Here is a 25,689-nt window from a genome sequence, read left to right as displayed (position 1 = left end):
GACGGCCTTATTTGGGACAGAAATCCAGCTGGATTTCTTAGTGAAAATTCCTGCTCTTCACCTTCAACGTATCGATATGAAGATCAGGCACGAACATGTCGCGCGCGGCTATAACCGGCTTCAGGTTGTCCCGCGGATCAGGCCCTCCGCCTCTGGCAAACTCATCGCCACGGCCGGCCGGCAGCTTGAACTCCTCATCCCGATCGGCAAGGCTGGTCAGGTCGCCTGACAGATCGAACAGCTGCTGCGCAACGAGATGCACGACCTCCCCTTCCCGCTGAATCCGGCCATTGATCGCCATCATCGAAGACCCGAGAACGACCCGCCGGCGTTTTTCAAACAGCGTCGGCCAGACGACGAGGTTGGCCGGTCCGGTCTCGTCCTCGATGGTGATGAACATGACCCCCTTGGCCGATCCCGGCTTCTGCCGCACCAGGACAAGACCTGCGGTATAGACCCATCGCCCGTCCCTCGAATTCATCGCCTCGGCGCAAGTGATGATATTGCGCACCGTCAGATCCTTGCGCAGGAAGGCGATCGGATGCTGCCGCAATGTCAGTCCGGTATGGCTGTAGTCCTCGATGACCTTATGCCCGTCCGTCATCTGCCGAAGTGCCACCTCCGGCTCCTGCTGCTCTGCGATCACAGCCATCTCCCGTTCGGCCGCGGCGGCAAACAGCGGCAGGGGTTCATCGCGCAGCGCCTTGATTGCCCAAAGCGCGTCGCGTCGCTCAAGCTGCAGCGAGGGCAGAAAGGCATCGGCCTTGGCAAGCTGGACGAGCGCTTCCGATGGCACGCCGGATCGACGCCACATATCATCAACCGAGGCAAAGGCATTGTCCATGCGTGCCGCGACGACGCGCGCCGCGTCAGCGACCGCCAATCCCTTCACCTGCCGGAAACCGAGCCGGACGGCATGGCGGCCAGTATTGCCGATCCGCTCCAGCGTGCAGTCCCATCGAGACCGATTGATGCAGACTGGCCGGACCTCGACGCCGTGGGCTCTCGCGTCTCCGACGATCTGCGCCGGCGCGTAAAAACCCATGGGCTGCGAATTAATCAGCGCCGCGCAGAAGGCTTCCGGATAATGGCGTTTGATGTAGCTCGACGCATAGGCGAGCAGCGCGAACGAAGCCGCATGGCTCTCCGGGAAACCATAGGAGCCAAAGCCTTCGAGCTGGGAGAAGGTCTTTTCCGCGAATTCCGGCGTGTAGCCGTTCCTCACCATTCCCGATACGAGCTTGTCCTTGAAGCGCGAGACGCCGCCGGTGAACTTGAAAGTCGCCATCGACTTGCGCAGCTGGTCGGCCTCGCCGCCGGTAAAGCCGGCGCAGACCATCGCCACCCGCATCGCCGACTCTTGAAACAGCGGCACGCCGAGCGTCTTGCCGAGCACCGCTTCCAGTTCAGGCGTCGGATACTCGACCGCCTCCTTGCCTTCGCGCCGGCGCAGATAGGGATGCACCATGTCGCCCTGGATCGGACCGGGCCGGACAATGGCGACCTGCACCACAAGGTCGTAGAAGGTTCGAGGTTTCAGCCGCGGCAGCATCGCCATCTGCGCGCGGCTTTCGATCTGGAAGGTGCCGAGCGTATCGGCCTTGCGGATCATCGCATAGGTCGCAGGATCCTCCTGCTCGATGTCAGACAGGTCGAGATCGCGACCCTTGTGCTCGCGGATCAGATCGAAGGCCTTGGCCATGCAGGTCAGCATCCCAAGGGCCAGGATGTCCACCTTCATGAATTTTAGGGCTTCGACGTCGTCCTTGTCCCACTCGATGATCTGGCGGTCCTTCATCGTCGCCGGTTCGATCGGCACGAGATCGTCGAGCCGATCATGGGTGAGGACGAACCCGCCCGGATGCTGGCCGAGATGCCGTGGCGCGCCCATCAATTGCTGCGCGAGCTTCAAGGTGAGCACAAGACGCCGGTCGTCTGGATTGAGATTGAGCTCGCGGACATTGCGATCGCAGACCTCCTCCGACCAGGCCCACATGCCCGACGACAGCGCCTTGATCACGTCTTCCGGCAGCCCAAGCGCCTTGCCGACATCGCGGATCGCGCCGCGCGCCCGGTAGCGGGTCACGGTGGCGCAGAGCGCTGCCTTTTCCCGTGTATAGGTCTGATATATCCACTGGATCACTTCCTCGCGCCGCTCGTGCTCGAAATCGACGTCGATATCCGGCGGCTCGTCGCGCTCCTGGCTGACGAAGCGTTCGAACAGAAGGTCGTTTGTCGAGGGATCGATACTGGTAATGCCGAGAATGTAGCAGACGGCGCTGTTGGCGGCAGAACCCCTCCCCTGGCAAAGAATGCCTTCAGACCGCGCATAGCGTACGATCGAGAAGACGGTCAGAAAATAGGGCGCGTATTTCATGGTGCGGATGAGATCGAGCTCGTGGCGCACGACCTTCAACACATCGGGCGGCAGACCTTCGGGATAGCGATCGGGGACGCATTGCCAGACATAGTGCTCCAGCGATGCCTGGGCATCCTTGCCCGGTACGATTGCCTCCTCCGGATATTGGTAGGTGAGTTCCTCGAGCGAGAAAGTGCAGCGATGGACGATCTCCAGGGTTCGCGCCAGGGCTTGCGGGTATCGAGGAAACAATCGCTCCATTTCTTCCGGCGGCTTCAGATAGCGATCAGCGTGGCGCTCGCGCTCGAAACCGACTTCGTCGATTGTCGTGCGGGTACGAATGCAGGTAACGATGTCCTGCAACTGGCGGCGGCCTGGCTCATGGAAGAGGACATCATTGGTGACGACCGTCCGCACCTTGAACCGCGCAGCGAGATTGGAAATCTCATGCAGCCGCAGCTGGTCGTTCTGCCGGCGCCGCAGGCAGAGCGACACATAGGCCCGATTACCAAACAGCTCGGCCATTTTGCGCAGCTGGATCGCGCAGGTGTCATCCGGCAGGTCCGGCACAAGAATGCCGATCATGCCGTCATTGTATGCGACGACGTCGTCCCAGTGCAGGATACAGTTGTTCTTGCCGCCGCGCGACTTGCCGAGCGTGATGAGGCGGGTCAGCCGGGAATAGGCAGCCCGGTCGGTCGGGTAGACCAGCACCGACATGCCGTCGGCGAGATCGAGCCGGCAACCGACAACGAGGCGTAAACCGGTGGCGCGCGATGCTTCGAGTGCCCTTACAATACCGGCAAGCGAATTGCGGTCGACAACGCCGAGGGCTTCGATGCCGAGAGCCTTGGCGGTCTCGAACAGTTCCTGCGCCGAGCTCGCACCGCGCAGGAAGGAAAAATGGGTCGTGACCTGCAGCTCGGCATAGCTCATGCGAAGATCCCATGGCAGAACCAGCGGTGGCTTCCGGTTTCAGGATCGATGCCATCACCGGAGCGAAACACCCAAAGACGCTCGCCAGCCTCGTCTTCGATGACGAAATAGTCCCGCACCGCCTCCATCTCGGCGTCGCGCTGCCACCACTCGCCAAAAATCCGTTCCGGGCCGTCGGCGCGCTTGACCTTCCGGCGCTTGCCGCGCCAGGTGATCGAGACCGGCGGCCGGTCCGGCAGCAAGGCGATCGCCTCGATCAGCTCGGGACGGGCCAGCAGCCGGACAGGCCGGCGCCAATGGCTGACCCAGGTGACCTCGACCGGGTCGGCAGCAGGACTGATCCGCTGGATGCTGCGTTCGGGCACGTCGGAGGCAACCGGTGCCACCCGATACACACGCTGGCCGCGGTTGCCGTAGATATCGATCAACGGTGTCACGTCCTTCACTTCCTCCTCGACCAGCGAGGAGGATTTCTGGCGCTCCTCCAGCGGCTCGACTATGACCGCAACCAGGATGAGCTTCTCGATCCCGAAGCCGGGCTCGATCTTCTCCGTCCGGTCGCGAAACAGCTTCGTCAGCCAGGCGACATCGCGCACCGGTTTGACCGTGCCGGCGCGGATTGCCTGCCGCGTCCCGTCGACCTTCTCGACGATCAGATCCGCCCGGCGAACGCCAAGGCCGCGTTTCTGTAATTCCTCGATCAGTTGTACGACCAGACGACCGACATACTTGTTTATGGTCTCGGCAGCACCGATCGGTTCGGCAAAGGCGCGGCTCACTTCGACGAGCTCGGCGGTGCGTATCGGATCGATCGGCTCCGACAATCGGCCGAATGTCTGGTCGAGCCGCCGGCCGATTTCCGGCCCGAAGCGCAGCGTCAGCGGCGCACGCGGCGTATTGGCCAATTCGCCGATCGTCTGGAAGCCAAGCGTGCGCAGATCGCTGACGACTTTCCCGGGAAGGCGCAGCAACGATATCGGCAGTCTTTCGACGGCGCGAACAGTCTCACCTGAAGGCACGATGACCGTTTCGCGGCTGATGGCACGCGCACAGGCGTGGGCTGCACCCCAGGTATCGGCGATCGCGACACGGGGAGTGAGTTTTTTTGCCAGGAACTGATTGGCGATCTTGGTCACCATGGCGAGCTCGCCGCCCTGCAGGTGATCGGCACCCTCGGTGTCCATGACGATCCCGTCGATCCCATCGACTGCGACGATCGGGGAATAGAGCGTCAGCGCCCAAAGGGTAATGCGTTCGAGTGCTGCGGCATCCTTTGCAGGATCCGCATCGATCAGCATCAGGCCGCGAAACAGCGCCTGTGCTTTCGCCGCCGGCATACCGACATGCACCCCGGCTTTCCTGGCGGCTGCGTCGGCGGCCGACACCCAGCGCTTCGAGCCGCTCCTGGCGATCACGGCGATCGCCTGTTCAGGCGGAATAGAGGGATCGGCGCGACGAATGCGATCCGTCGGCAGATCTGGAAGATAGATCGAGACGACCCTTGTCATCGCACGCCCTCACGAGAAACTCAGCACATTCACCCGCTTTCACGCGCATCAATTCCAGCAACCATTGGGCCCTTCCGACACCCGGCACTGGCAATTCCTCCGACGGCATGACGCTCACCCGCCACCTCGTGGTCGACGCCGTCGGCTGCCCGAAATCATTCGCCTCCGTCTGTCGCCGCCAGCGTCGGACCGCGAGCGCCATTGTCCCGGTCCGTTCGGCCGCCAGCTGCAGCCGGCGCGAGCTGACCATCGGCAGGCGAACGAGTTCACCAACGACTGCGCCGAGCCCACCAAAGGACAGCCCTTCCTCCATGTTTGCCAGGACGTCTTCCTCCCGGTCGGATTCGACAAAGATCACCCGGTCGGGATGGAGGCCGACCTGGGCGAGTGCCGGAAAAAACAGGTCCGGTCGCGTCAGGCACCAGACGATCGGGCCTTTGGTGCGGGCCGCGATGCCAGCGGCACAGAGCGCCGCCGCCGCACCATCCACCGTGCCCGACCCGCCGCCGGCAAATTCGTGCAGCGCGCCATAGGCCAGACCACCTCCCGGCAGGACAGCATCGATTTCCGGCACGCCGAAGGAGAGACAGCCAGCCTTTCTGGCTGACACGCCCTCCAGCGAGGCAATGCGCTCGCGCAGATCGGAAATCACCCTTTGACGGGCAGCAGTCATCGTTCACGGCTCCCTTCAAGGTCGTGTTGGCGGCCGACATCATGTCAGACAGAATGCAGATGTTCTCTTTCTGTTCCGACGCAATTAAAGAGTCAAGCAACCGGAGGAATGGGAATATTATCCTGAACATTAGAAATCAGCAGAATACCCATGGGAATCAGCCCAATAGCGGCTGCGTATTTTTTTCCGAGCCTTTGTGAGCGCTAATCCCTTTGTGTGAATTGCGGGGACAAGTCGGTATCGTCACAGTGTCTTTAAGATTTTTCTGCTGAACTGTCGGGATGCCGAAGCCTCCGAGATCAAAACCTCTCCTTCGTGACACCGAGGCCCCGATCCGTTCCCGGCCGCGAGGCAAGCGAAATCCAGCCCAGCCACAGCTCCCTTTCGATCCCATGCCTGAGCGCGTCGAGCCTGTGCTGGCGCAATTGAAGTCCCGTCCCCCAAAGGGAAGCGAGTGGAGCTGGGAGCTGAAATGGGATGGCTATCGCCTTGCCGTCCATATCGAGCCGCAAGGGATCCGGATCCTCACCCGCGGCGGCCATGACTGGACGCATCGGTTTCCGGCGATAGAGCAGGCCGCCCGCGCGCTCGGGCCGGCGACGATGATCATCGACGGCGAGGCGGTCGTGCTCGACGAAGAGGGTCGGCCGGATTTTGGGCTGCTGCAGCAATCGCTGGGCGCATCCGGCAAACAAGCGGGCAACCGCGCCTCTAACGCCATCCTTTATGCTTTCGATCTTGTTTATCTGGACGGGCACGACCTGCGCGGTATCGAATACCGGTCCCGCCGACACCTGCTCGAGGACACGTTAGACGGCCCAAGGAATGGCCAGGTCGGCGCCATCAGGCTATCGGAAACACTTGATGGCGAACCAGCTGTCCTGCTGGAGCATATCTGCCGCCTCGGCTTGGAAGGCATCGTCGGCAAGCACCTCGACCGGCCCTATCGCTCGGGTCGGACCGGAGATTGGGTAAAGGTCAAATGCATCCAGAGCGAGGCCTTCTTCATTGTCGGTTATGAGAGGTCGGCGGCGTCGCCTGCCGGCTTCGGCTCGTTGGTGCTTGCTGCGTATTGCGATGGTGATCTCGTCCACGTCGGAAGCGTCGGCACGGGCTTCAGGCAAGCCGAGATCATAAGGTTGCGGAAGATGCTGGACATGCTGCGATGGAAGCGAAAGCAGCCGCCCCTGTCCTATTCCGGAAGCGCCGATATCGCCTGGGTCCAGCCTACCCTGATCGCCGAGATCGAGTTTCGCGCGTGGACGTCGGATGGGAAACTCCGTCATCCCTCCTACAAGGGCTTGCGAGAACGCCAGGACAATGCCGACGTCTTCCGGCTCGACTAGCGAAATCAGCGCCATGCGCTAGATTGTCCGCCATTCGAGCTCAAGCGGAGTAGATGGCCTGCAATGTGCAATCTTTATCGCATGGAAGACAAGGACTGGGTCGCCAAATGGGCCCAGGACGCCGAAAGCCTGATCAACCTGATGCCCGCCTACCAGATGAACCCAGATCAGATGGGGCCGATCGTCCGCAACACCGCCGACGGCAAGAAGCAACTGGTCCATGCGCGCTGGGGACTGCTCTCGCCGCGCTTCGCGCTCGAGAAGGCGGCCAAAGCAAAAGCCGACAAACTTGCGGCAAAGGGCAAGGCTTTCGATCTCGAAGAGCTGATCCGCATGGAGGCGGACCGCGGCACGACCAACGTGCGCAAGCTTAGTTTTCCGCACTGGAAACGATGGTTTGGCGTCGAAAATAGGTGCCTCGTTCCGGTCACCAGTTTCGCGGAACCGGATCCGGCCAGCCAGGAGGATGGCGGAAACGTGCCCAATGCCTGGTTTGCCCGCGACGAAAGTAAGCCGCTGATGTTCTTTGCCGGCATCCATGTGCCGCAATGGCGAAGTGTCCGAAAGGTCAGGGACGGCCTGACGACTGACGATCTCTATGGGTTTCTGACCACGGATCCGAACGACCTGGTGAAGCCGATCCATGGAAAGGCGATGCCGGTCCTGTTGCTGACGAAGGAAGAGACCGACATCTGGATGCGGGCGCGGTGGGATGAGGCCAAGGAGCTCGCCCGTCCGGTACCGAATGATGCGCTGATCATCTCCTCACGTGAACCGTACGGGTCCACGATCGTGTCGAAATCCGGAGAGCTGGTCGAACAGGGCAGTCTGCTTTGACGCCTGAATTCGGGGCTCGAATATATCGGAAAACGAAAAAGCCTGCCGCGGGAGGAGGTGCGGCAGGCTTTTCAAAAATTTGAACAACGGCTGGGAGGAGGAGTGCCGCTGTTCCGTCAGGCTCCCCTTGGGAGGAGGAATGGGTCGCCTGAAACACGAAGCTCTGCGGGAGGACGTCGTTGACCTGAAGATATCAGAAGCTGCCTCGACGGCCAGCGCTCAGATCGCAGTGCAGCCATGCACTTGCTGCAATGCAATATCGATCTTGTGCTAATCGTATCGATGTAGCCCAGGTCATCTAAGGCAGATCCCCGAAGCCGGGCGGAATGACGTCCGCCCGGCTTTCGCAGAAATCCTGATTTTTGCTACAGGGGTGGCAAGCGTCGTTTGACGGACGTTCCCTTGATGACGGCCGTGCTGGTGACAGCGTGTTCTGAGAGCACTTCGAGGACGTCGTCCATCTGCTCGATCGTATGGACTACCAAACGAGCAAGGAATGGATCATCGCCGGTGATCTTGTCGCATTCGACAAATTCCGGACGCTCCTGAATGAGCCGTTCGACGAGGTGGAGTTTGCCCGGAAGCGGCCGGATGCGCACCATCGCCCTGATCTGGTAGCCGATGGCGCGCGTGTCCACATCGACGGTGAAGTCCCGGATGACGCCGCCGGCCTCAAGCCGGCGGCCCGAACGCCGTCCATGAAGCTCATCGCATCGTCGCGCACCCGCTGCATCACGACAAGGCGAACGTTCTTTGCATGGAAATGGCCGACACGATCGTTATGGCGGGTGAGCACCGGGGCCGGATCACGGCCGTTCTTTAATACTGTTATTCGAAGCGCTCCCCGATCATTTCTTCGCTCTTGATCCAGAGGGCCTTGGCCCGCTCGGCATCGAGCGCATAGGCGCAGACATCCTCGCTGATGCGGCTTGCGGGTTTCTCCGTTACGGTCGCGACGTGGCAATTGTGGCAATAGAAACCACCGACCTCGTCAGCAGCGGCAACAAAACCAGCCCATAACGAGGTGGCGGCACCCTGCGGGATGGACTTCAACTCGAAAGGGGACTTACCTTGGGCTGCGAGTTCTTCGTTGACCTTGTCGATCATCGCCTCAAACGCTCCGTCACCCAGGTGACGGGTGAGCTCTGTGCGGATACCGCCTGGATGTACCGCCGTTGCGCGAACCCCGCGCGCCTTGTGCCGTCGGTCGAATTCGACAGCGAACAGAATATTGGCAGTCTTGGAGCGCCCGTAAGCAATCCAGGGATCGTAAGCCGTGTGTTCAAAATTTGGATCTTCAAGATCGACATCGGCGTAGCGGTGGCCGGACGATGCCAGGTTCACCAGCCGCCCGCCGGGTGCAATCAGGGACGCGATGCGATTGACGAAGGTGAAATGGCCGAGATGGTTGGTGCCGAACTGCGTCTCGAACCCATCGGCCGTATGACCGAAGGGCGCCGCCATGACACCGGCATTGGCAATGACGACATCGAAGGGACGACCATCCTTGAGCAGCGCATCCGCGCAGGCGCGAACGCTTGCCAGCGATGCCAGATCGAGCTGGATCAGATCGAGGCTACCGCCATTGGCAGCCTCGGCAAGGACAGTCGCCGTTGCGCTTTCGGCCTTGGCCAGATCGCGGGCAGCGCCTACGACATTTGCTCCGTGGGCTACCAGCGCCCGCGCAGTTTCGACGCCGAGGCCTGCGGATACGCCGGTGACGAGCACGCATTTGTCACTGAGGTTGATCCCGGAAAGCACGTCTTCGGTGGTGGATTTTCGATCCAAACACGTTTGTCATCAAATAATCTCCTTGTGCTTTGCACATATAGTCAGTGGTGCTGGCAAGACCCGCTGATCAAGTTACGGGACCGTTGGCGCGCTTGCGCGGGTGCGGATGGGTGTCGGAAAACTCACAATGCGGCGGCGGCGTACAGCCAGCCGACACGTCGGGGCTTGTTGTGCAATGTGCGGGATCACCAATGTTTTTAGTGCGCTCCCGCCTGCCAGCATCGTGCTGGCGCTACGCGAACTGTGGCAACTCGTCGTGTATCTCGTACCACTCGGCTTTCGAGGCGACGAAATAATGTGCTGTCGGCGACGTCGGCAGCGGCGTATCGAGCGTCCCCAGCCGTAAGCGGACGACATCTGGCATCTCGTCGCGGCGACTTATGATCGCCGAACCGCAGTTGGAACAGAAGAAGCGATGAACACCTGGCGAGGAATCGAATGCCTTCAGCGCAGCCTCGCCCTCGATGATCACGAAGTCGCTGGCCACGACGGATGCATTGGTCGCAAACGCGGTTGCGGTCGCTTTGCGACAACGTGAACAGTGGCAATAGATTGCTTTACCAAGCTCGCCGCGAACTTCGTATTTCACCGTGCTGCAGAGGCAGCTGCCTTTATACATAGTAGCTCCTGTGGCCGACGTAACGTTGTGCGCATATTTGGCGGGACGGAAGTTCATTGCGTTGCGATTGGGGGGGCGCGATGAGTTCGTCGCGGACTTGCCCGTTATGTCTGCCGACGTCGCGCATCGTCGCGACGACAATATGTCGAGGCGGGGCAAGTTCCAGCTTCGTGAGCTTCCCGGTCGCGCCGGCCGCGACCGCCACCTTGTTGCTCATGCGTCTCCCGCCACTGTTGAATATCGAGACTGGACATACCTGTCTGTCTATACATTGGACTGCATATACATTAGGTGGATGGCATGGGAAAGCGTGGCACGCAGCCATTGTCCAGTTTTCAGGATGTCCGGCATGACTGTCTCAGTCTCTTTCCGATGTCGACGCCACAGCCATTTCGTTCTCCAGCAACAACCTAGCGGCATCGCGGTTGGCTTCGACAATTCCCTCGCTCGGAATGGATTGAGCTATGACGAAAGATCCCTGAACCAGCGATAGGACTTGGATGACGGCTCGCTCAGGGTTCTTCAAACCCAGTGGCTCGATGAGCGACGCTACTAAACCATGAAGCTCCTTGTAATACTCAGCAATGGTCGCCTGTACTTCTGGTGTGTTTGCCTCAGGCCCAAATTCTGCCAGCCCTCTTGAAAACGAACAACCACGGAATGTAGGCGCACGGAGAGGTTCATCAATTGCATCGAAGATTGTAAGCACGCGCTCTATGGCTGACAGGCCAGGCTTTTCCGCCGCCGCTGCAAACATCTCAAAACCAATGGTTTTTTTATCACGGAGATACGTCGCGATCAGGGAGGCCTTTGACGGGAAGTGCTTGTAAAAAGTCATCTTCGCCACGTCGCTCTCTGCAATGATGCGATCTATCCCGACTGAGTGAACGCTGAGCCGATAAAACAGATCTGAGGCAGTCTTCAATATCCGCTCTCTTGGGGGAAGGCCCTCGAGCGACTGGCGCTCCAACTCCACGATTTCAGGCATGCTGCCCTTCTGCATTCGTCATCTCCTATTCATAATCTCAGGGTGGACAGACTATTCTGTATTTTTCCCTATTGCAAGTACATACAGGTCTGTATATTGAAGGGACGTCATTTTTCAAAAAAGAGAGTTTTGCGATGAGCGGAAAAGTTGTGGTTGTGACGGGTGCGAGCAGCGGCTTCGGGAACCTTACGGTGCTCGAGTTGGCGAGACGGGGGCATACGGTGGTTGCGACCATGCGAGACGTCGAGGGGCGAAACGCTCGGGTGCGCAAGGATCTCATTGACGCTGCGACAACTGAAGGACATGTACTGCACGTTCTGGAGATGGATGTTGCCGACGAGGTTTCCGTCAATTCAACGATCGATAAGGTCGTGAGAGAGCACGGAAAGATCGATGTCCTCGTCAACAATGCCGGATTGATGCCTGTCGGGATCACGGAAGCCTACACGGTTGCTGACATCGAACGGCTGTTTGCGGTCAATTTCTTTGGCGCCGTACGTGCGGACCGGGCCGTTCTTCCTCATATGCGGGCTGCTGGCAGCGGGCTCCTTGTCCACGTCACATCCCTGATGGGCCGGGTGGTGTTCCCCTTTTTCGGAACCTACTCAGCAAGCAAGTTCGCGCTGGAGGCACTTGCCGAGGCATATCGTTACGAGCTGAAGGGCTTTGGTATTGACTCCGTCATCGTCGAGCCCGGGCCATTCCCGAGCAACCTCATCTCGTCGAGCCCCGAGCCATCGGACCATGCTGTTCTTGCATCCTACGGTGAAATCGCGGCAATCCCAGGCCAAATCAAGGCGCACGCTAACGACGGAGACGATGCCAATCCACCCCGTCCCCAGCGCGTTGCCGTTTCCATCGCAGAGTTGATCGAAGCGACAGAGCGACGCCCGTTGCGGACCGTCGTTATGCCTGAAGGCCTGGACTTCGGTATCCATCAATTGAACGAGGCGGTCCGCCCAATTCAAAATAATATGCTCACCTCGTTCGGCATGTCGGAGATGCTTTGACCGTTCTAGAGGAACCAACAAAAAGCCTTTAGCGGCACATACCCCGCTGCTGAAGCGTATGCAAAGCGCTGGCAAGATCTCGAGGACGCGCGATCCTGAAGAGGAGCGTCGGGTTCTAATCGAACTTGCACCCGCAAGCAGTGCCATCAGGAGCGAGGTTTGGAGCGTTACTGCCAAGATCGACGGCGCGTGCCGCATGGACGATGTGGCTGTCGTCGCGCTCCGGGAAACCCTTCAAAATTTTGCAGATCCGCGAATGGACAGGAAAAGGAAAAATCATGAAAATCGGAATCATCGGAGCAGGAAATATCGGGGCAAATCTGGCCCGGATATTGGTGAAGGCTGGCCACGACGTGAAGCTGGCCAACTCGAAGGGACCGGAGACCCTCAAGGACATCGTCGACGGCACCACAATCGCTGCCGTCGCGCGAGACGAAGCGGTCAAGGATGTCGAGGTCGTCATCCTTTCCGTACCGTTTGCCCGAAATCCGGAACTTGCGCCGGTGCTTGCCGAAGTTCCGGCGGGCGTTATCGTCGTAGACACGTCCAACTACTATCCGATGCGGGACGGCAGGATTGCAGAGGTCGATGAAGGAAAGCCGGAAACCGTCTGGAGCAGCGAGCAGATCGGAAAGCCTCTTGTGAAAGCCTGGAACGCGCTCCTGTCTTCAACTCTCTCCGACGGCGGATCGGAGAGTGGCTCCGCTTCCAGACTGGCCATACCCATCGCTGGAGATGATGCCGCTGCAAAATCCGTGGTATCGGGACTTGTCGATGAAACCGGCTTCGACGCCGTGGATGCTGGCCCGCTATCGGATTCCTGGCGTTTCCAGCCGGGAAGCCCTGCCTATTGCACGGAACTCGATGCAGCCGGCGTGACAAAAGCGCTTTCGTCAGCTGACAAGACACGCTCTCCTCGCAACCTTGAACTCGTCATGCAGGCGATCATGGATGGAAGCGTGCCGTTCGAACGTGAGGCGATGGTCGCCAGCAATCGCAAAATATCGAGCTGAAGATAAGCCGTAGGGTTTTGAACCCGATTACGGTCAGCACCACAGAAATCGGCAAGCGGAAATGTTTTCCGCTTCCACTTAGTCATCGTTACTCAGTGAGAGGCTGAACTTGGTAAGGTGGGAAATGCTAATGCCAGGAGTTTGCTGGAGCGCGCCCTGCGCAGTTCGATGACTTCTCATGATCCGCTGAGATAAAGCCGCTGCCCAGGAAATAGAGACTTCCCTGACACAACGTTTCAGCAACTTGTTGCGTACATCAAGCAGCACCGTAACAAGATAACCTATGCCCATGCCGGAATTGCAGCCGCCTAGACTGTTATCTTTTAGGAATCGCCGGGTCAGGTGCCGTCTGCGCAACATCAACCTGCGCTACAACGGACATGCCGGGAACAAGCCTTTCCACCTCATCCTGGTTTCGGTCGATGAAGATCCGTACGGGGATGCGCTGGGCGACCTTGGTGAAGTTGCCCGTGGCATTGTCGGCCTTGATGACAGAGAACTCCGAGCCCGTGGCTGGCGCGAAACGCTCGATGCGACCTTTGAACGGCTTGTTTTCGAGCGCATCGACCGTGAACGTGACCTCGTGGCCTGCCTGTAGGCCGGCGAACTGCGTTTCCTTGAAGTTGGCGACGACCCAGACCTCGTCCTCGACGATGGATCCGATCTGCGTGCCGGCCGACACGGACTGTCCGACCCGGCCGGTGATCTCTCCGAGCGTCCCGTCCTTGGGCGCGGTGATCCGTGTGTGGGAAACGTCGATTTCCGCCAGCCGGACGGCTGCCCTGGCGCTCTCGACACTGGCCTGAAGCGACCTTCGGCCCACGACGATGCTGTTGAGGTCCTGCTCTGCAACGAGCTCTGCCGCTTCCGCCTGATGGACGGCAGCCTTGGCCTGGTCGAACGCGGCGCGGCTTTTTTCCGCCTCGCTCTGCGGCGTGATATTGCTTTTCAGCAGGTTCTCACTTCGCGCGGCACCGGCACGGGCCGCCTCGCGCGCTGCTTCGGCACTTTCCACCGAAGCTTTTGCAGAAAGGATTTTCGCTTCGGCGGACTTCTGGCTCTGTTCGGAATTGGAGAGTTCGGCTTGCGCCGCTTCGAGCGCGGCCTTCGCCTGTTCCAGTTTCTGCACGAATATCCGGTCGTCTATCCTCGCTATCAAGTCGCCGCGCCGGACGCGCTGGTAGTCGCGAACGGGGACATCGACCAGATAGCCTGCAAGTTGCGGGCTCAGCAGGGTGACCTGCCCGCGCACATAGGCGTCGTTCGTCATCTGGACGGAGTTCCGGAAGGGCGGCAGGTTCCAGACGTAAAGGACCGTTGCGGCCCCGGTGAGGCCTGCGGTCAACGCTAGGATGGTGGCGGCGGATCTGAAAGGCTTTGACATATCTTCTTCGGTTTTCTCGGGAGATCACGGGTTGACGGGGGACGGTCCGTCCGCCGGTCGGACAAACGTCAGGTCTCGCCACACGACGTGAACGAGCAGAGCGGCCAGAGCAAGAACGGCGAGGCAGGACGTGAGAAGGAACGAGTCGTTGTAGGCGAGCGTGTAGGCCTGCTGCTGCACCTGACGGGCAAGAAGACCCGCGCCCTGTGCTGCCTGCTCGGCGGGATCGGTCAGAACCCTGCCGTAGGTGCCTGCGAGTTGCTTCAGGCGGGCTGCGACCTGCGGATCGACGGAGGACAGCCTCTCGACCAGCCGCGCGGAGTGAAACTGCTCCCTCCACTGAACGAACGTGCCATAGACCGCACTTCCCAGAAAGCCGCCGATTTTCTGCGTGGCAAGGAAGACCACGATAAAGGATAGTATGTACGGAAAACCGCGCTTGATGGCGCCGCCAAAGCCCACCGCGAGCGCGGAGGGCAGAAACAAGCCGCTGGCTGCGCTCATGAGGAACTGGCTGACATACATCTGCTCGGGCCGCGTAAGGATTGTGGCCTGGCTATCGATGTAGCTGGCGGTCGCGATCATCAGAAGCGATGTGACGTGGATCATCGTGTGGCGGTTCGCTTTGACCAGGAAAGCCGCGAGCACTCCGGCGGCCAACCCACCGAAAAACATCACCCAGTAGAGGCCCGTCATTTGATCGGTTGCTACGCCGACACTCCGCAAAAAGGCGACTGCGCCGCTGATCTGCTCGGAAAATGCCATGCGAAAGACGATGAGAACGCCAGCAAAGTGCAGGATCTCGCGTGACGTCAGCCAGCGGATATCGACCAGATGGTTCGAGCGGTTGAGTTCGATTGCTGCGAAGACGGCGCCCGACAGAATACCGGCGACGGTCAGCCATCCGATCCAGTCGGCGGCGGTCCACCAGTAGGATTTGCCGACCGTGAGAACGACGGCGAAGCTCCCCATGGCGATTGCGAGGAAGACGTAGCTGATCAGGTCGAGGGCGCTGATGATCTTGGCGCGTGGCGGGGATGCCAGGGGCAGCAGGTAGATCAATGCGAGCGATAGCAGGGAGAGACCCACTTCGGCCAGATTGAAGCCGCGGTAGTCCCTGAGATCGAGCAGCGCGGGAGAAACGATGCCGGTCAATGGCGTTGCCAGGGCGGATGCCGTCAGCGCGGCGCACAGACCCGCATTCATTTTCAGCGATGGCGGAAATTTCTCCAGAATATAGAGAAAGCCGAGAGAGGTCAGGGGTGCGGCGGCCGCACCGGCAAAGAATGCCACGATCAGCGAGCTCGCATATGTGTCGATCCAGAAATGCGATCCGCTGACGATCAGATGGACAACGACCGCAGCCTCGGCGAAGTTTCTCAGGCCAAATTGCGTGCGCATCTTGAACAGAATGAGCGTGACGCTCGCATTGGGAAAATAGTAGGCCGCCAGCAGCCATGTAGCCTCCTGCTGTGTCAGCCCCATCGGCCCGGCGACCTGCTGCAGGTTCGTCGACAGGAAGTTCTGCCCGAGTCCCACGGTGAACGTGATCACGATCCCGGCAAGAACGTAGCAGGACAGAAGCACCGGCGACGGCGGGGATGGAACAATGGCGGTTGCACCGGGCGTTACGCCGGGGTTCTCTCGCCCGGGCCCGACCGCCGAGGCATCCGGTTCATCCCGTGTCTGACGAACGGGCTGCGACGCTTCATCAAGGATAGCTGCGGATGTCATCGCCTGGTCATTTCGCTCCACATTTTCTTTCGTTCCTGGCTTCATCGCGATCAGGATTGCGCGGCGCGAAGGAGCCGTTGGTCGAGCCCGTATTGTGCAGGCACGCCCAAGTGCTCGCGGAGCGTCGATCCCTCGTAGTCTTTATGGAACAGGTTGCGCGCCTGGAGAATCGGAACGACGTCGTCTACGAGCGGCGGCAGACCGTCCTCGTAGACGTCAGGGCAGAACCAGAAGCCGTCCGCGGCCTCTGCCTCAAACCATTCCTGCATGTGATCGGCTACCTCGACGGCCGGACCGACGACGGAAGGATGATAATCGACCACACCGTGGGCGAGGACCTCGCAAAGGGTCCAGCCCTCGCGGGCGATCTTCAAGGCGTGGCCGGAACGGGGGTCCATGAATGACGGGCGCGCCGCGGCAAGCTGTTCTGGCGATAGCGGTTGATGGAGCTGATCGGGATGGAGAGAGAGCCCCAGCATCTGGCCGAGATAGCCAACCCTTTCCGCAAACGTGTGCCCGGCCATTGCTATTCTCCGGTCGAGCGCCTGGCGCCTGTCGGGGGCAATCGTCGTCATGATGCCCGCGAAGAACTTGATCTCGTCCGGATCGCGGCCCGCGCGTGCCGCCGCCGCCCGAAGTTCCGCGCGCTGGTTGCGCGCATCCTCGATGGTGTAGACCGCACCCATCACGCCGCTTGCATATCGTCCCGCCACTTCGAGCCCATGATCGCCACCGCCGGCCTGAAAAACCACGGGCTGGCCCTGCCCGGAAGGCGGCAGCGGCAGGGGACCCTTTGAACCGACGTGGCGTCCGTGCAGATTCACCTGCCTGATCTTCGTCGGGTCCGCAAAACGTCCCGATGCCTGATCATGCAGCCAGGCGTCCTGCCCCCAACTGCCCCAGAGCGCCTGAACGATCTGCACGAACTCGTGAAGCCGCTCGTACTTTTCCATGCGCGGCGGCAGCTCACGTCCGTAATTGGCGGCCACTGCGGGATCGCTGGTCGGGACGGCGTTCCATCCCGCCCGGCCATGACTCATGATATCCAGTGTCTTGAACTGGCGGGCAAGATTGTAGGGCTCGTTGAACGTGGTCGAGCCTGTTGCGACCATTCCGATGCGCTGGGTTCCGCGCGCCACCGCTGCGAGCGTCATCATCGGCTCAAGATTGAGCCTTTGCGCCTCTGTGGCGATGTCGGCTTTCAGAGCTGGAAAGTCGGGCATGAAAAGAAACTGGAACTTTCCGCGTTCGGCGAGCTGGGCGTAGCGGACAAGATTGTCGAAGCTCGTGAAGCCCTCCGGGTCGACGCCCGGCATTCTCCAGGCTCCGGCCTGTGCGCCGTATCCGTTTCCGAAAACCATGCCGATGAGAATTTTTCTGGTCACCTGAAGCACTACTCCTCAAGGTCGCCCTTGGCTGATCGTGAATTTGACGTTATTAACCGGGGAGCATCCCCGTTAAAGTCATATACGGGGATGCTCCCCGTTTTTCAATAAGGAAATGGTTCTGATGGCTTCTTTTTCGACAGCACGTGTCCCGCGCAGAGACGCTCAGCAAAACAGGCAGCACATCCTCCACGTTGCGGGGCAGGCATTCTCGACCGCGGGCGTGGATGTCTCCATGGACGCGATCGCCCGCCAGACAGGGCTCGGATCGGGAACCCTCTACCGGCACTTTCCCAACAAAGACGCTCTGCTCGCCGCTCTGCTCGTGCCCTTTCACGAGGAACTGGAGGAACAGCGGGCCGCGATAGAGGCCGCGACGGTTGACCCGGCGGTGATGCTGGAACACTGGATCGATGCTTTGGGAGACTGGATGCTCGCCTATGACGGTCTATCTGAACCTTTGCGCGCCGCATGGTCCGCCCCTACCTCCGCCCTCAGGCCAACCTGCGAAAGCCTGATCGAAACGACGTGGAAGTTCCTGAGGGCGGCACAGGAGGAGGGCCTGGCCCAACCAACCCTGACCGGACAGGATATATTCCTGGGTGCCCTTGCTGTGGCCTGGGCAAGCAACAGAACGACTGCGCAGACCGGGACCCGCGACATTCTCCGTTCGTTGCTGAAAAATGGTTGGGCTACGGGTCAGAAAAACTAGGCCTGTCGCCCACGCCACTGCACCGGGCCAATGCCCTTCGGCCGGGAGGGGCCAAGAGGCTTTCAAACGGTCAGCCGGGGAACAAGAGGCTCGCGGATCATCTGCTACAAAAAAAGAGGTTATGATGAAAGAATCCCAAGTCGATCCGAGACAGCTCGTCTCTCCATCGCCTGCTGAAGCAGTCGCAGGGCCGGCGGCGACTGTTCCTCGTCATGCTTCTTCGGCCCGGGAATGGTCTGATACCACTCTGTCTCCAGAAACGCGTGCCGCTCTTGTCGTCTCGGCGATGACAGAGGACGAGAAATTTGCGTGGTTATCAGGACCCATGGCGCTTCCCACCGGCGAGACGAAAATCCCGGAGGGCGCGCTCGGGTCGGCTGCGTACTATCCGGGCATACCCCGTCTGGGCATTCCGGCTCAGCAGCAATCCGATGCCAGTCTCGGGATCAGCAACACGGCCAATGTCAGGCCGGGCGACAATGCAACGGCACTTCCATCGTCCCTGTTGCTCGGCGCGTCGTTCGATCCGGAAACGGCACGCGAGACCGGTGCGCTCGTCGGCCGGGAAGCTTCGGCGAAGGGTTTCAATGTTCAGTTGGCAGGCGGAGCAAACCTCATCCGTGAGCCACGGGGCGGTCGCAATTTCGAGTACATCTCGGAGGATCCTCTGCTGACCGGCATCATCGCCGGGCACGCGGTCGCGGGTATTCAGTCGCAGGGCGTGGTTTCCACCGTCAAGCATTTTGCCGTCAACCCGCAGGAAACCGGCCGTGTCCTTGCCAACTCTGTGCTCTCGCTCAATGCCCTGCACGAGTCTGATCTGCTCGCCTTCCAGATCGCCATCGAGATCGGCGCTCCTGGCGCCGTGATGCCGGGCTATAACCTTGTCAACGGCGAATGGGCCTCCGAGAACGCGTATCTCATCCAGACCGTCCTCAAGGGCGAGTGGCACTATCCCGGCTGGGTGATGTCCGACTGGGGCGCCACGCATTCTACTGTTAAGGCGGCACTTGCTGGCCTCGACGTCCAGTCGGGTGCCAATCTGGATCCGCAGCGCTTTTTTGTCCAACTTCTGCGGGATGCCGTCGCGGCAGGTCAGGTTCCCCAGACGCGCATCGATGACATGGTCGCCCGGCAGTTGCGCAGCCTGTTTGCCGTCGGCGCGATCGACCGGCCTGCGCCGCCGGATGGTCATATCGACTATATGGCGCATCGCCTGATCGCCCAGCGTGCCGCAGAACGCGGGATCGTGCTTCTGAAGAACGAGCATGGCATCCTGCCAGCTGCCAGAGGAGCCCGGCGACTGCTCGTGATCGGGCGTCACGCCGATGTCGGCGTACTCGCAGGCGGCGGATCGTCCGCCGTCTCCCCTGTGGGTAGCCTGTCGCTCGAGGGCGTCGAAGTCATGGGCGTGCCGATGGCCAGGGTCTACCATCCCTCATCCCCCCTCCATGCGATCAGGGCCGAGGCGGGCGCGGCGTCGGTGGATTTCCTCGATGGCGTCGATATCGCAGCGGCCGTGAGGGCCGCGGCCGATGCCGATATGGTCTTTCTGTTTGCCGAGGAGTGGCGCACCGAAGGGGAGGATCGGCCGGGGCTGGACCTGCCCGACGACCAGGATGCCCTGATTACCGCCGTGGCGGGGGCCAATCCCCGGACCGTGGTCATTCTTCAATCCGGCGGCGCCGTAGCCATGCCCTGGCTCGACGCCGTTCCCGCGGTTCTGGCGACGTTTTACGCCGGATCGGGCGGAGCCGAAGCAATTGCGGGAGTCTTGTTTGGACGCGTCAATCCGTCCGGACACCTCCCGATTACCTTTCCCCGCGACATTGGGCAGCTCCCGCATCCCCAACAACAGGATCCCGGAACCACGACCTCCAACCCGGGCATGCCGATCAAGGGCGCGATTTTCGACATAGACTACAACGTCGAAGGTTCCGATGTCGGATATAGGTGGTACGCGCGTGAGGGGCTGACGCCCCTTTTCCCGTTCGGACACGGACTGAGCTACACCCGCTTCACCTATTCTGATCTTCACGCGCATTATCAGGGCGACACGCTGATTGTAACGGTGATGGTCCGCAACATGGGCGCTCGGGCAGGTGCAGCGGTTCCCCAGCTTTACGTCTCCCGAGAAGGCGCTCATGGCTTTGCGCCTCGTCTTGCGGGTTTCAAGCGCATCGATCTGGAGCCGGGAGAAATCGGTCAGGTGAAAATACACGTCGATCCACGACTCCTGGCCAGATTCGATGCAGCCGAAAGGATGTGGGTCAGGAAAGCTGGGATCATCGACATACATTGCTCCGAAAGTGCGACGGCCGAAGGCAAATCCGTGAGCGTTGAACTGCCAGCCTCCACCCAAGCAGCGTCATCTGAAGGCACTTCCTCGCTGCTATGGTGAGGCCTTTAAAGATTGCCAGTGTTGGAAGCCGGTTCGCTTTTACTGCTCTTGATAGGACCACCCAATGTAGCCGTGAACCATTCGACCACCCGATCGATGATCGGCGGCTGATACCAGGTGAGATCGCCATGACCGGCGCCCTCTACGAGAACGTATTCCACCTTGTCGCCCTTGCTCTTCAATGCTTCGTAGAGCTGCACGCTTTGACGAGGCGACACGAGCGTATCGGCGCTTCCATGCATGATGAGGAACGGTGGCTTGTTGCCGGCAACATGACCCACGGGGCTTGCTTGCAACGCCTTTTCGGGATTGCTACCGATCGATGCGCCGGGAAAATCTGCAAACGCCGTGCCGTTGACAAGCAGGGCCTCCGTTACTGCCGGCGATTGATGCACTTTCGCGATCGCGTCCGGAAAACCGTCTCCGATCTCCAGAAGATTGGAGATCCCGTACATCGTCACAGCTGCCTGAACGTCGGAGGATTTGTCGAGAAACTGACCCTTATCGAAGCCCTTTTCGCCGCTCGTCATGCCCATCATCTGCGACACGTAAGTTCGGATGAGCCGAACAATCCGGTTCTAATGAAAGCTCCCAGCCAATTTAGCCGATTGAGGATGCGCCTTTCCGTGGCTGTTTGAATCTCGATGGCCAGAGTGATGGCATCCGGATCAAGTTCACGCTCTTCATCAAACGACCAGGCAGGAAGGTTGGAGACAATTCCTCCGTCCATGTGCAAGTTTTCGTCAATGATCAGCGGTTCGAATATGATCGGAAGGGAGATAGAGGCAGCGACCGCATCCGCTACCGGGACGTTCGGCGTTCGCTCAGGAGAAAAAAGCTCCATCTTCCCGGTCGTCAGGTTGGCGCTTACGATCTTGAGGATCGGCCGACCGTCGCGGCCAAAGTCGCCCATTCGAACGACGCGTCCCGGTTCCGATGGGAACATCCGCTGCTGGAGAAGGATGCCAAGGGCTTCAGAAAACTCCCGCGATCTGGCAAGTCCTGATAAGAGCGAGGTTACAACGCAACAGAGAAAAATTATCAATGCAGCGAAAATAGCTGCGGCGAGATATATTCTGCCCCATGCCAGGAGCGCGCCGACCAAGATTAGAGTGAGCGCAACGCTGACCAGCGAGACGCATAAAATCGTCGGCAACACCGGCATCGCAGTGCGAAAAAGCCGGACTTTCCACCATCCCCATCTACCGAACAGATGCTTTGCCTGTTTGATGGAGGGCCGGATCTCACCAAGCCGCGAGATGACGGAAGATTTGTCGAGCGGGTTCAGAAGCTCATCTGCAGAGAACCCCGAGGCCTTTAGTGTTGCAACCAGAGCTCCAGCGGATGTGCCAGAGAGCCCCCTGAAATCAACACCCTTTGCTTCCAGCGCTCTGAGAGCGCCAAGATGAATCAAGGCCTTCGCACCGCCCCCGGCAAACGCCACAAACATTCGATGTGTCAAACGCTTTCCACTGCTCGTTTATGATGTTGACCGTTCTTACCAAACAGAAGTGGAAAGTGGAACTATGAAGACCAAGTGTTGATTTCCAGCCGGCTTTAATCCGTTTTGCCATTTCGCGTTAGCCACCAGATCCGGTGTAGTGAATTGTGCAACAACAATTTTATCCGGCGTAGGTGGATCACTGCGAACGGAAAAATGGATCAAACACACACGGAAACGAACAACAAGATCAAGTGGCCCCTTCTCATATCCAGACGTTGCTGTTTCCAGGTCCGGTAACCCCACGTGGATCGGCGAACGCGCATGCTGGCCCCGCGATCATGGCCCTACTCTACCGACCAGCGGCGTTGGTGGCCCCAGGACCTTCAACCTGACCACCCTTCCGGACAAACCACCTGCAGAACCCGGCTAGGGCCTATACCTCCCGTTTCGCCGCCGTTGGATCCCAGAAAGGCAACGAAGACGAGCCTGCCTTATCCAGAACAATCGCAACGCTCTGCTCCGCTCTCGTAACTGCGACGTAGAAGCTGGAAGCGGAATTTGCCTCTAGATAGGCGCCAGATGCGATGAACTTGGCGATGGGCGCGGTCGGGACTATCAGGACGCGTTCATACGTCATGCCCTTTGACACTTTGAAATTGAGGTAGTCAAGATCGAAGGCCTTGCCTGAATTGACGCTGTGTCGCAAGCACTGAGGCTGGAAGTGACGAACGTATTCGGTGACGTGCTTTGTCGATACCAGAAACACGCCATCGTGATCCGTAACTGTTCTGTTCTCCGACTGCGTCTCGGGGAACTTCCAAGACGGGTCGAAGATGCTGTCAGAGAATTTCGCAACGACGGGATGGCACCGCCAAGTCGTCACGCGCTCCACGATTTCAAGCAGCCCTTTAGCCTGACGCTCGCGCGCCCACTTGATCGACCCCGCGTACGAATATTTTGCATTTTTGGAACTACGCGGATTTGTCGCGAGCACCGACTGACGGATGTCGCCGACCATGCGAATGTCGACCGGAGAATCCAGCAGCACGTCGATGATTTCCCAATCGTGAGCGCTGAGATCCTGAACCTCATCGATCAGGATTTCGTCGTAGATGCACTCCAGCCTCCTCAGAAGCGCCCCTTTACTCTGGGCAACCAACTCGTGAGCGAGGCGACCAAGTTCACATCCGTATGCAGCACCGTTGGAGTCCAGAAATCGACCAATGCCGGTTGACATGCGATGGGGACGCCCATCGAAATTGAAGCCTAGGACGCGTTTCCCGGCGAACTTGAACGGCAAGAAGGGCCTGGCGAAATGTCGTAGGAGGAAGGTGAACCAGCCCATCACTTCGACATGATGGTGGTCACCTGCGTACTGCTTCAGCCGGCTGATCAGTTCTTCTTGATTGGCTTGCGTATAGGTCAAGACCAGCACGCGTCGCTCGCGCGACACTGAAGCGCAGTGCTCAACGATGCTTTGTGTCTTCCGAGAGCCTGCGACCGCCAGCGTCAGATGGTTAGCCATGCGCGAATTTGACTGCTTCCAGCATGTACGCCGGCGGAACAATCTTTTTGTCTGAAGCGCTGATTCGAAGAGCTGCCTCGGTCTTTTCCCTGGTCATCCATTTCAGCAGGTCTGCATGATCGGCGATCCCAAGAATGTCCCGAAGCAAGACTTCACCGGTGTGGTGAATCACTTGCGGCTCAAGCGTCTCACCGTGGGCGACCTCACCGATGAAAAGTTCGCGTACGCCCTTCTTTAGCCACTTGTCTACAGGACCGCGAAGCTCATCTGGGTCAATGCCATCGTTGTCCCGTAAAGCTGTTATCGGCTTGCCGAGTGCAGCACAGAGTTCCAGACCGCGAGCCAGCGAGAGGCCGCGCATACTCAGCACGTCGATCCCGTACGCCATCGGACGCTTCCCGTACCGGTCATGGAAAATCCGCTCGAACACGATCTCGTCGGACGGTCCTTCGACCAGAACGATCTTGTTCGCAAGGACGATGCGCAGCGTGTCATATCCTGGAAGCTTCTTGAAGTAGTTGACTGTCTCCGGGTCGAGCGTTGAGAGCTTGGCGGTCACATCATGGCCCATCAAAAGAAGGGCATCCAGTCCCAGGCGATTGAGCACGAATGAGCTGTGCGTAGTGATGAATAGCTGTTGCTGCTCACCCGCAAGTGACTCGATTCTCGAAAGCAGAGTGACGAGGCTGGTGTGCGTCAAATGGTTCTCGGGCTCTTCGACCATGACGAACTTGGCGCGGCCGGCGTGCCGGTTCATCGCGAGCGAGATCTTGATTGCCGATTGCTGCCCCTGACCAGACATACTGAATGGAACGTCATCCACGTGCGGGGTGACGACACCTTCCCACGAAGTTCTCGCGCTTTGATCCATTGCAAGCGCGATCGGCCGGTTGTGCAGGGTCGCGTGCACGGAACTCATTCTCGTATTGACGGCATTCAATGCAGTGTTAGACAACGAAGCCTTTACACGGCGGTATTCGAGCGAAATCTGCGCTCGCTCCGCGGGCTCCAGTTGGTCGCCGAGGATTTGGCGCATGTGATAGTCGATACCAGATGAGGTCCGGACGGTGTGCGAGTTGATCACCGCAGTGGCCAGGACCTTTGGCCGTGTCGTCAGTTCCTTGTCTGCAAATGACCGCCATTGACAACGGTAATACTCGACCGGGAGAAGAGGGGTCGGAGCCTTGGCCCACTCTTCCAGTTCTGCCGCGTAGTCCGGATTCGCCGAAATCCGCATGCTCACGCCAGGACATGCCGTCGTCGGCACATGCGTGTTAACTGCACCACATAGGATTTGCAGCTCCGGAACATCCTCGAAATACAGCTCAATCAAAATCTCCGGAAAACTGACTGGAACGCCGCTAACTCGCTTCTTGATGAACTCCTCAACTACGGCTGTGTTGAACCAGTGCGGATTTAGTTCCTCGGAGACGCTGCGGCCGTTGATCCGGCCTGTGAGCGCAAGCGCGACAGCTTCCATGAGCGTTGACTTGCCAGACTCATTGGCTCCAACAATCAGGTTGAATTTCCGGTTCGGCTCGACCGACAGATTCTTATGTATTCGGTAACCCTGGATCTTGATTTTTCGAATCATCGCGTCCTCCTCCATTCCCGATTTTTACAGAGCGCTTTTTCGATTTCGGACGCAATCGCGGTATGGTTCACCCCAGGGGAACGCTCAGGCAAATTCAATCCTTCGTATCGCAGCTTGGCAAGTCAGTGTGAATAGTAAGCGTGGTTCACGCTGCGGGTCAGCCACATCGTAGCAGGGACGCGGCGCGGGCCGATCTGGTGCCCTGCGGCGACGACAGGCTCCGCAGGGCACCAGATCGGCCCGTGCAACGCGATTCAGACAGGCGATTTCCGACCGTCGCTTTTTGGCTTCGGCCAGCGTCGCCTAGGCGCTGTAGAGCACGTACCTGCAAGGCATTCTTGATCCATTTCCTCACAAGGTTTGCGTTGACACCGAACCCTCCGGCTCATCACAGCATGAAAAGGGGGACTACAATCGAAACAGACCACGC

General features: G+C 59.5%; 19 protein-coding genes and 1 pseudogene. 6 read left to right on the top strand and 14 right to left on the bottom strand.

All coding sequences use genetic code 11. The features are described 5' to 3' along the window. Window positions 1-37 precede the first annotated feature (37 nt). From RWJ89_RS28055 to RWJ89_RS28045, 3 genes are read right to left on the bottom strand one after another with little or no spacing between them, the layout of a single operon-like run. The gene (locus tag RWJ89_RS28055; RefSeq protein ID WP_316031783.1) at window positions 38-3,295 is read right to left on the bottom strand and encodes an error-prone DNA polymerase; all 3,258 of its coding nucleotides are present in this window, start codon (window positions 3,293-3,295) and stop codon (window positions 38-40) included. Then, window positions 3,292-4,803: a Y-family DNA polymerase gene (locus tag RWJ89_RS28050; RefSeq protein ID WP_316031782.1), complete on the bottom strand. Its 1,512-nt coding sequence runs from the start codon at window positions 4,801-4,803 to the stop codon at window positions 3,292-3,294. The genes RWJ89_RS28055 and RWJ89_RS28050 overlap by 4 nt, the downstream gene beginning before the upstream one ends. Further along, on the bottom strand, window positions 4,724-5,476 hold the full coding sequence (locus RWJ89_RS28045; protein WP_316031781.1) for an ImuA family protein: 753 nt from the start codon (window positions 5,474-5,476) through the stop codon (window positions 4,724-4,726). The genes RWJ89_RS28050 and RWJ89_RS28045 overlap by 80 nt, the downstream gene beginning before the upstream one ends. A gap of 281 nt (window positions 5,477-5,757) precedes the next feature. Here RWJ89_RS28045 and ligD point away from each other — a divergent pair, with 281 nt between their 5' ends. Further along, window positions 5,758-6,822: a non-homologous end-joining DNA ligase gene (ligD, locus tag RWJ89_RS28040; protein WP_316031780.1), complete on the top strand. Its 1,065-nt coding sequence runs from the start codon at window positions 5,758-5,760 to the stop codon at window positions 6,820-6,822. A gap of 63 nt (window positions 6,823-6,885) precedes the next feature. Beyond that, complete coding sequence (locus RWJ89_RS28035; RefSeq protein ID WP_316031779.1) at window positions 6,886-7,659, top strand: SOS response-associated peptidase; 774 nt, start codon at window positions 6,886-6,888, stop codon at window positions 7,657-7,659. Window positions 7,660-8,024: 365 nt separating this feature from the next. Here RWJ89_RS28035 and RWJ89_RS28030 read toward each other — a convergent pair. From RWJ89_RS28030 to RWJ89_RS28015, 4 genes and pseudogenes are all read right to left on the bottom strand, one after another. Continuing rightward, a pseudogene (locus RWJ89_RS28030) lies at window positions 8,025-8,342 on the bottom strand (Lrp/AsnC family transcriptional regulator); the annotation flags it as partial. A 145-nt stretch (window positions 8,343-8,487) separates the two neighbouring features. After that, a complete protein-coding gene (locus RWJ89_RS28025) occupies window positions 8,488-9,447 on the bottom strand; it encodes an SDR family NAD(P)-dependent oxidoreductase (RefSeq protein ID WP_316031777.1) in 960 nt (319 codons plus the stop codon). Between the two features lie 235 nt (window positions 9,448-9,682). Continuing rightward, a complete protein-coding gene (locus tag RWJ89_RS28020; protein ID WP_316031776.1) occupies window positions 9,683-10,069 on the bottom strand; it encodes a GFA family protein in 387 nt (128 codons plus the stop codon). A gap of 358 nt (window positions 10,070-10,427) precedes the next feature. Next, the gene (locus RWJ89_RS28015) at window positions 10,428-11,072 is read right to left on the bottom strand and encodes a TetR/AcrR family transcriptional regulator (RefSeq protein WP_316031775.1); all 645 of its coding nucleotides are present in this window, start codon (window positions 11,070-11,072) and stop codon (window positions 10,428-10,430) included. Window positions 11,073-11,191: 119 nt separating this feature from the next. Between RWJ89_RS28015 and RWJ89_RS28010 the strand changes: the two genes are divergently transcribed. Further along, window positions 11,192-12,067: an SDR family oxidoreductase gene (locus RWJ89_RS28010; protein WP_316031774.1), complete on the top strand. Its 876-nt coding sequence runs from the start codon at window positions 11,192-11,194 to the stop codon at window positions 12,065-12,067. 278 nt (window positions 12,068-12,345) lie between these two features. Next, the gene (locus RWJ89_RS28005; protein ID WP_316031773.1) at window positions 12,346-13,080 is read left to right on the top strand and encodes an NADPH-dependent F420 reductase; all 735 of its coding nucleotides are present in this window, start codon (window positions 12,346-12,348) and stop codon (window positions 13,078-13,080) included. A 316-nt stretch (window positions 13,081-13,396) separates the two neighbouring features. Here the strand turns inward: RWJ89_RS28005 and RWJ89_RS28000 are convergent, their stop codons facing one another. The 3 genes from RWJ89_RS28000 to RWJ89_RS27990 are packed head-to-tail and all read right to left on the bottom strand — an operon-like array spanning window position 13,397 to window position 17,583. Then, window positions 13,397-14,464 carry an HlyD family secretion protein gene (locus tag RWJ89_RS28000; RefSeq protein WP_316031772.1) on the bottom strand — a complete coding sequence of 356 codons (1,068 nt, stop codon included), beginning with the start codon at window positions 14,462-14,464 and terminating at the stop codon, window positions 13,397-13,399. Window positions 14,465-14,488: 24 nt separating this feature from the next. Further along, window positions 14,489-16,198 carry an MFS transporter gene (locus RWJ89_RS27995; RefSeq protein ID WP_316031771.1) on the bottom strand — a complete coding sequence of 570 codons (1,710 nt, stop codon included), beginning with the start codon at window positions 16,196-16,198 and terminating at the stop codon, window positions 14,489-14,491. 50 nt (window positions 16,199-16,248) lie between these two features. After that, the gene (locus RWJ89_RS27990; protein WP_316031770.1) at window positions 16,249-17,583 is read right to left on the bottom strand and encodes an NtaA/DmoA family FMN-dependent monooxygenase; all 1,335 of its coding nucleotides are present in this window, start codon (window positions 17,581-17,583) and stop codon (window positions 16,249-16,251) included. A 124-nt stretch (window positions 17,584-17,707) separates the two neighbouring features. Between RWJ89_RS27990 and RWJ89_RS27985 the strand changes: the two genes are divergently transcribed. Further along, window positions 17,708-18,295: a TetR/AcrR family transcriptional regulator gene (locus RWJ89_RS27985; protein ID WP_316031769.1), complete on the top strand. Its 588-nt coding sequence runs from the start codon at window positions 17,708-17,710 to the stop codon at window positions 18,293-18,295. 325 nt (window positions 18,296-18,620) lie between these two features. Next, complete coding sequence (locus tag RWJ89_RS27980) at window positions 18,621-20,696, top strand: beta-glucosidase (protein ID WP_316031768.1); 2,076 nt, start codon at window positions 18,621-18,623, stop codon at window positions 20,694-20,696. A 5-nt stretch (window positions 20,697-20,701) separates the two neighbouring features. Here the strand turns inward: RWJ89_RS27980 and RWJ89_RS27975 are convergent, their stop codons facing one another. The 4 genes from RWJ89_RS27975 to RWJ89_RS27960 form a co-directional block, all read right to left on the bottom strand. Further along, window positions 20,702-21,226: an alpha/beta hydrolase family protein gene (locus RWJ89_RS27975; RefSeq protein WP_316031767.1), complete on the bottom strand. Its 525-nt coding sequence runs from the start codon at window positions 21,224-21,226 to the stop codon at window positions 20,702-20,704. A 5-nt stretch (window positions 21,227-21,231) separates the two neighbouring features. Beyond that, entirely contained in the window at window positions 21,232-22,146 is a 915-nt protein-coding gene (locus RWJ89_RS27970; RefSeq protein WP_316031766.1) for a patatin-like phospholipase family protein, read from the bottom strand. Window positions 22,147-22,573: 427 nt separating this feature from the next. Next, on the bottom strand, window positions 22,574-23,665 hold the full coding sequence (locus RWJ89_RS27965; protein ID WP_316031765.1) for a UvrD-helicase domain-containing protein: 1,092 nt from the start codon (window positions 23,663-23,665) through the stop codon (window positions 22,574-22,576). Beyond that, window positions 23,658-25,259 carry an ATP-dependent nuclease gene (locus RWJ89_RS27960; protein ID WP_316031764.1) on the bottom strand — a complete coding sequence of 534 codons (1,602 nt, stop codon included), beginning with the start codon at window positions 25,257-25,259 and terminating at the stop codon, window positions 23,658-23,660. The genes RWJ89_RS27965 and RWJ89_RS27960 overlap by 8 nt, the downstream gene beginning before the upstream one ends. Window positions 25,260-25,689: the final 430 nt, after the last annotated feature.

The sequence above is a fragment of the Rhizobium sp. 10PS4 genome (assembly GCF_032464805.1).
GTDB lineage: Bacteria > Pseudomonadota > Alphaproteobacteria > Rhizobiales > Rhizobiaceae > Rhizobium > Rhizobium laguerreae.
This window is presented reverse-complemented; position numbering and strand designations above follow the sequence as displayed.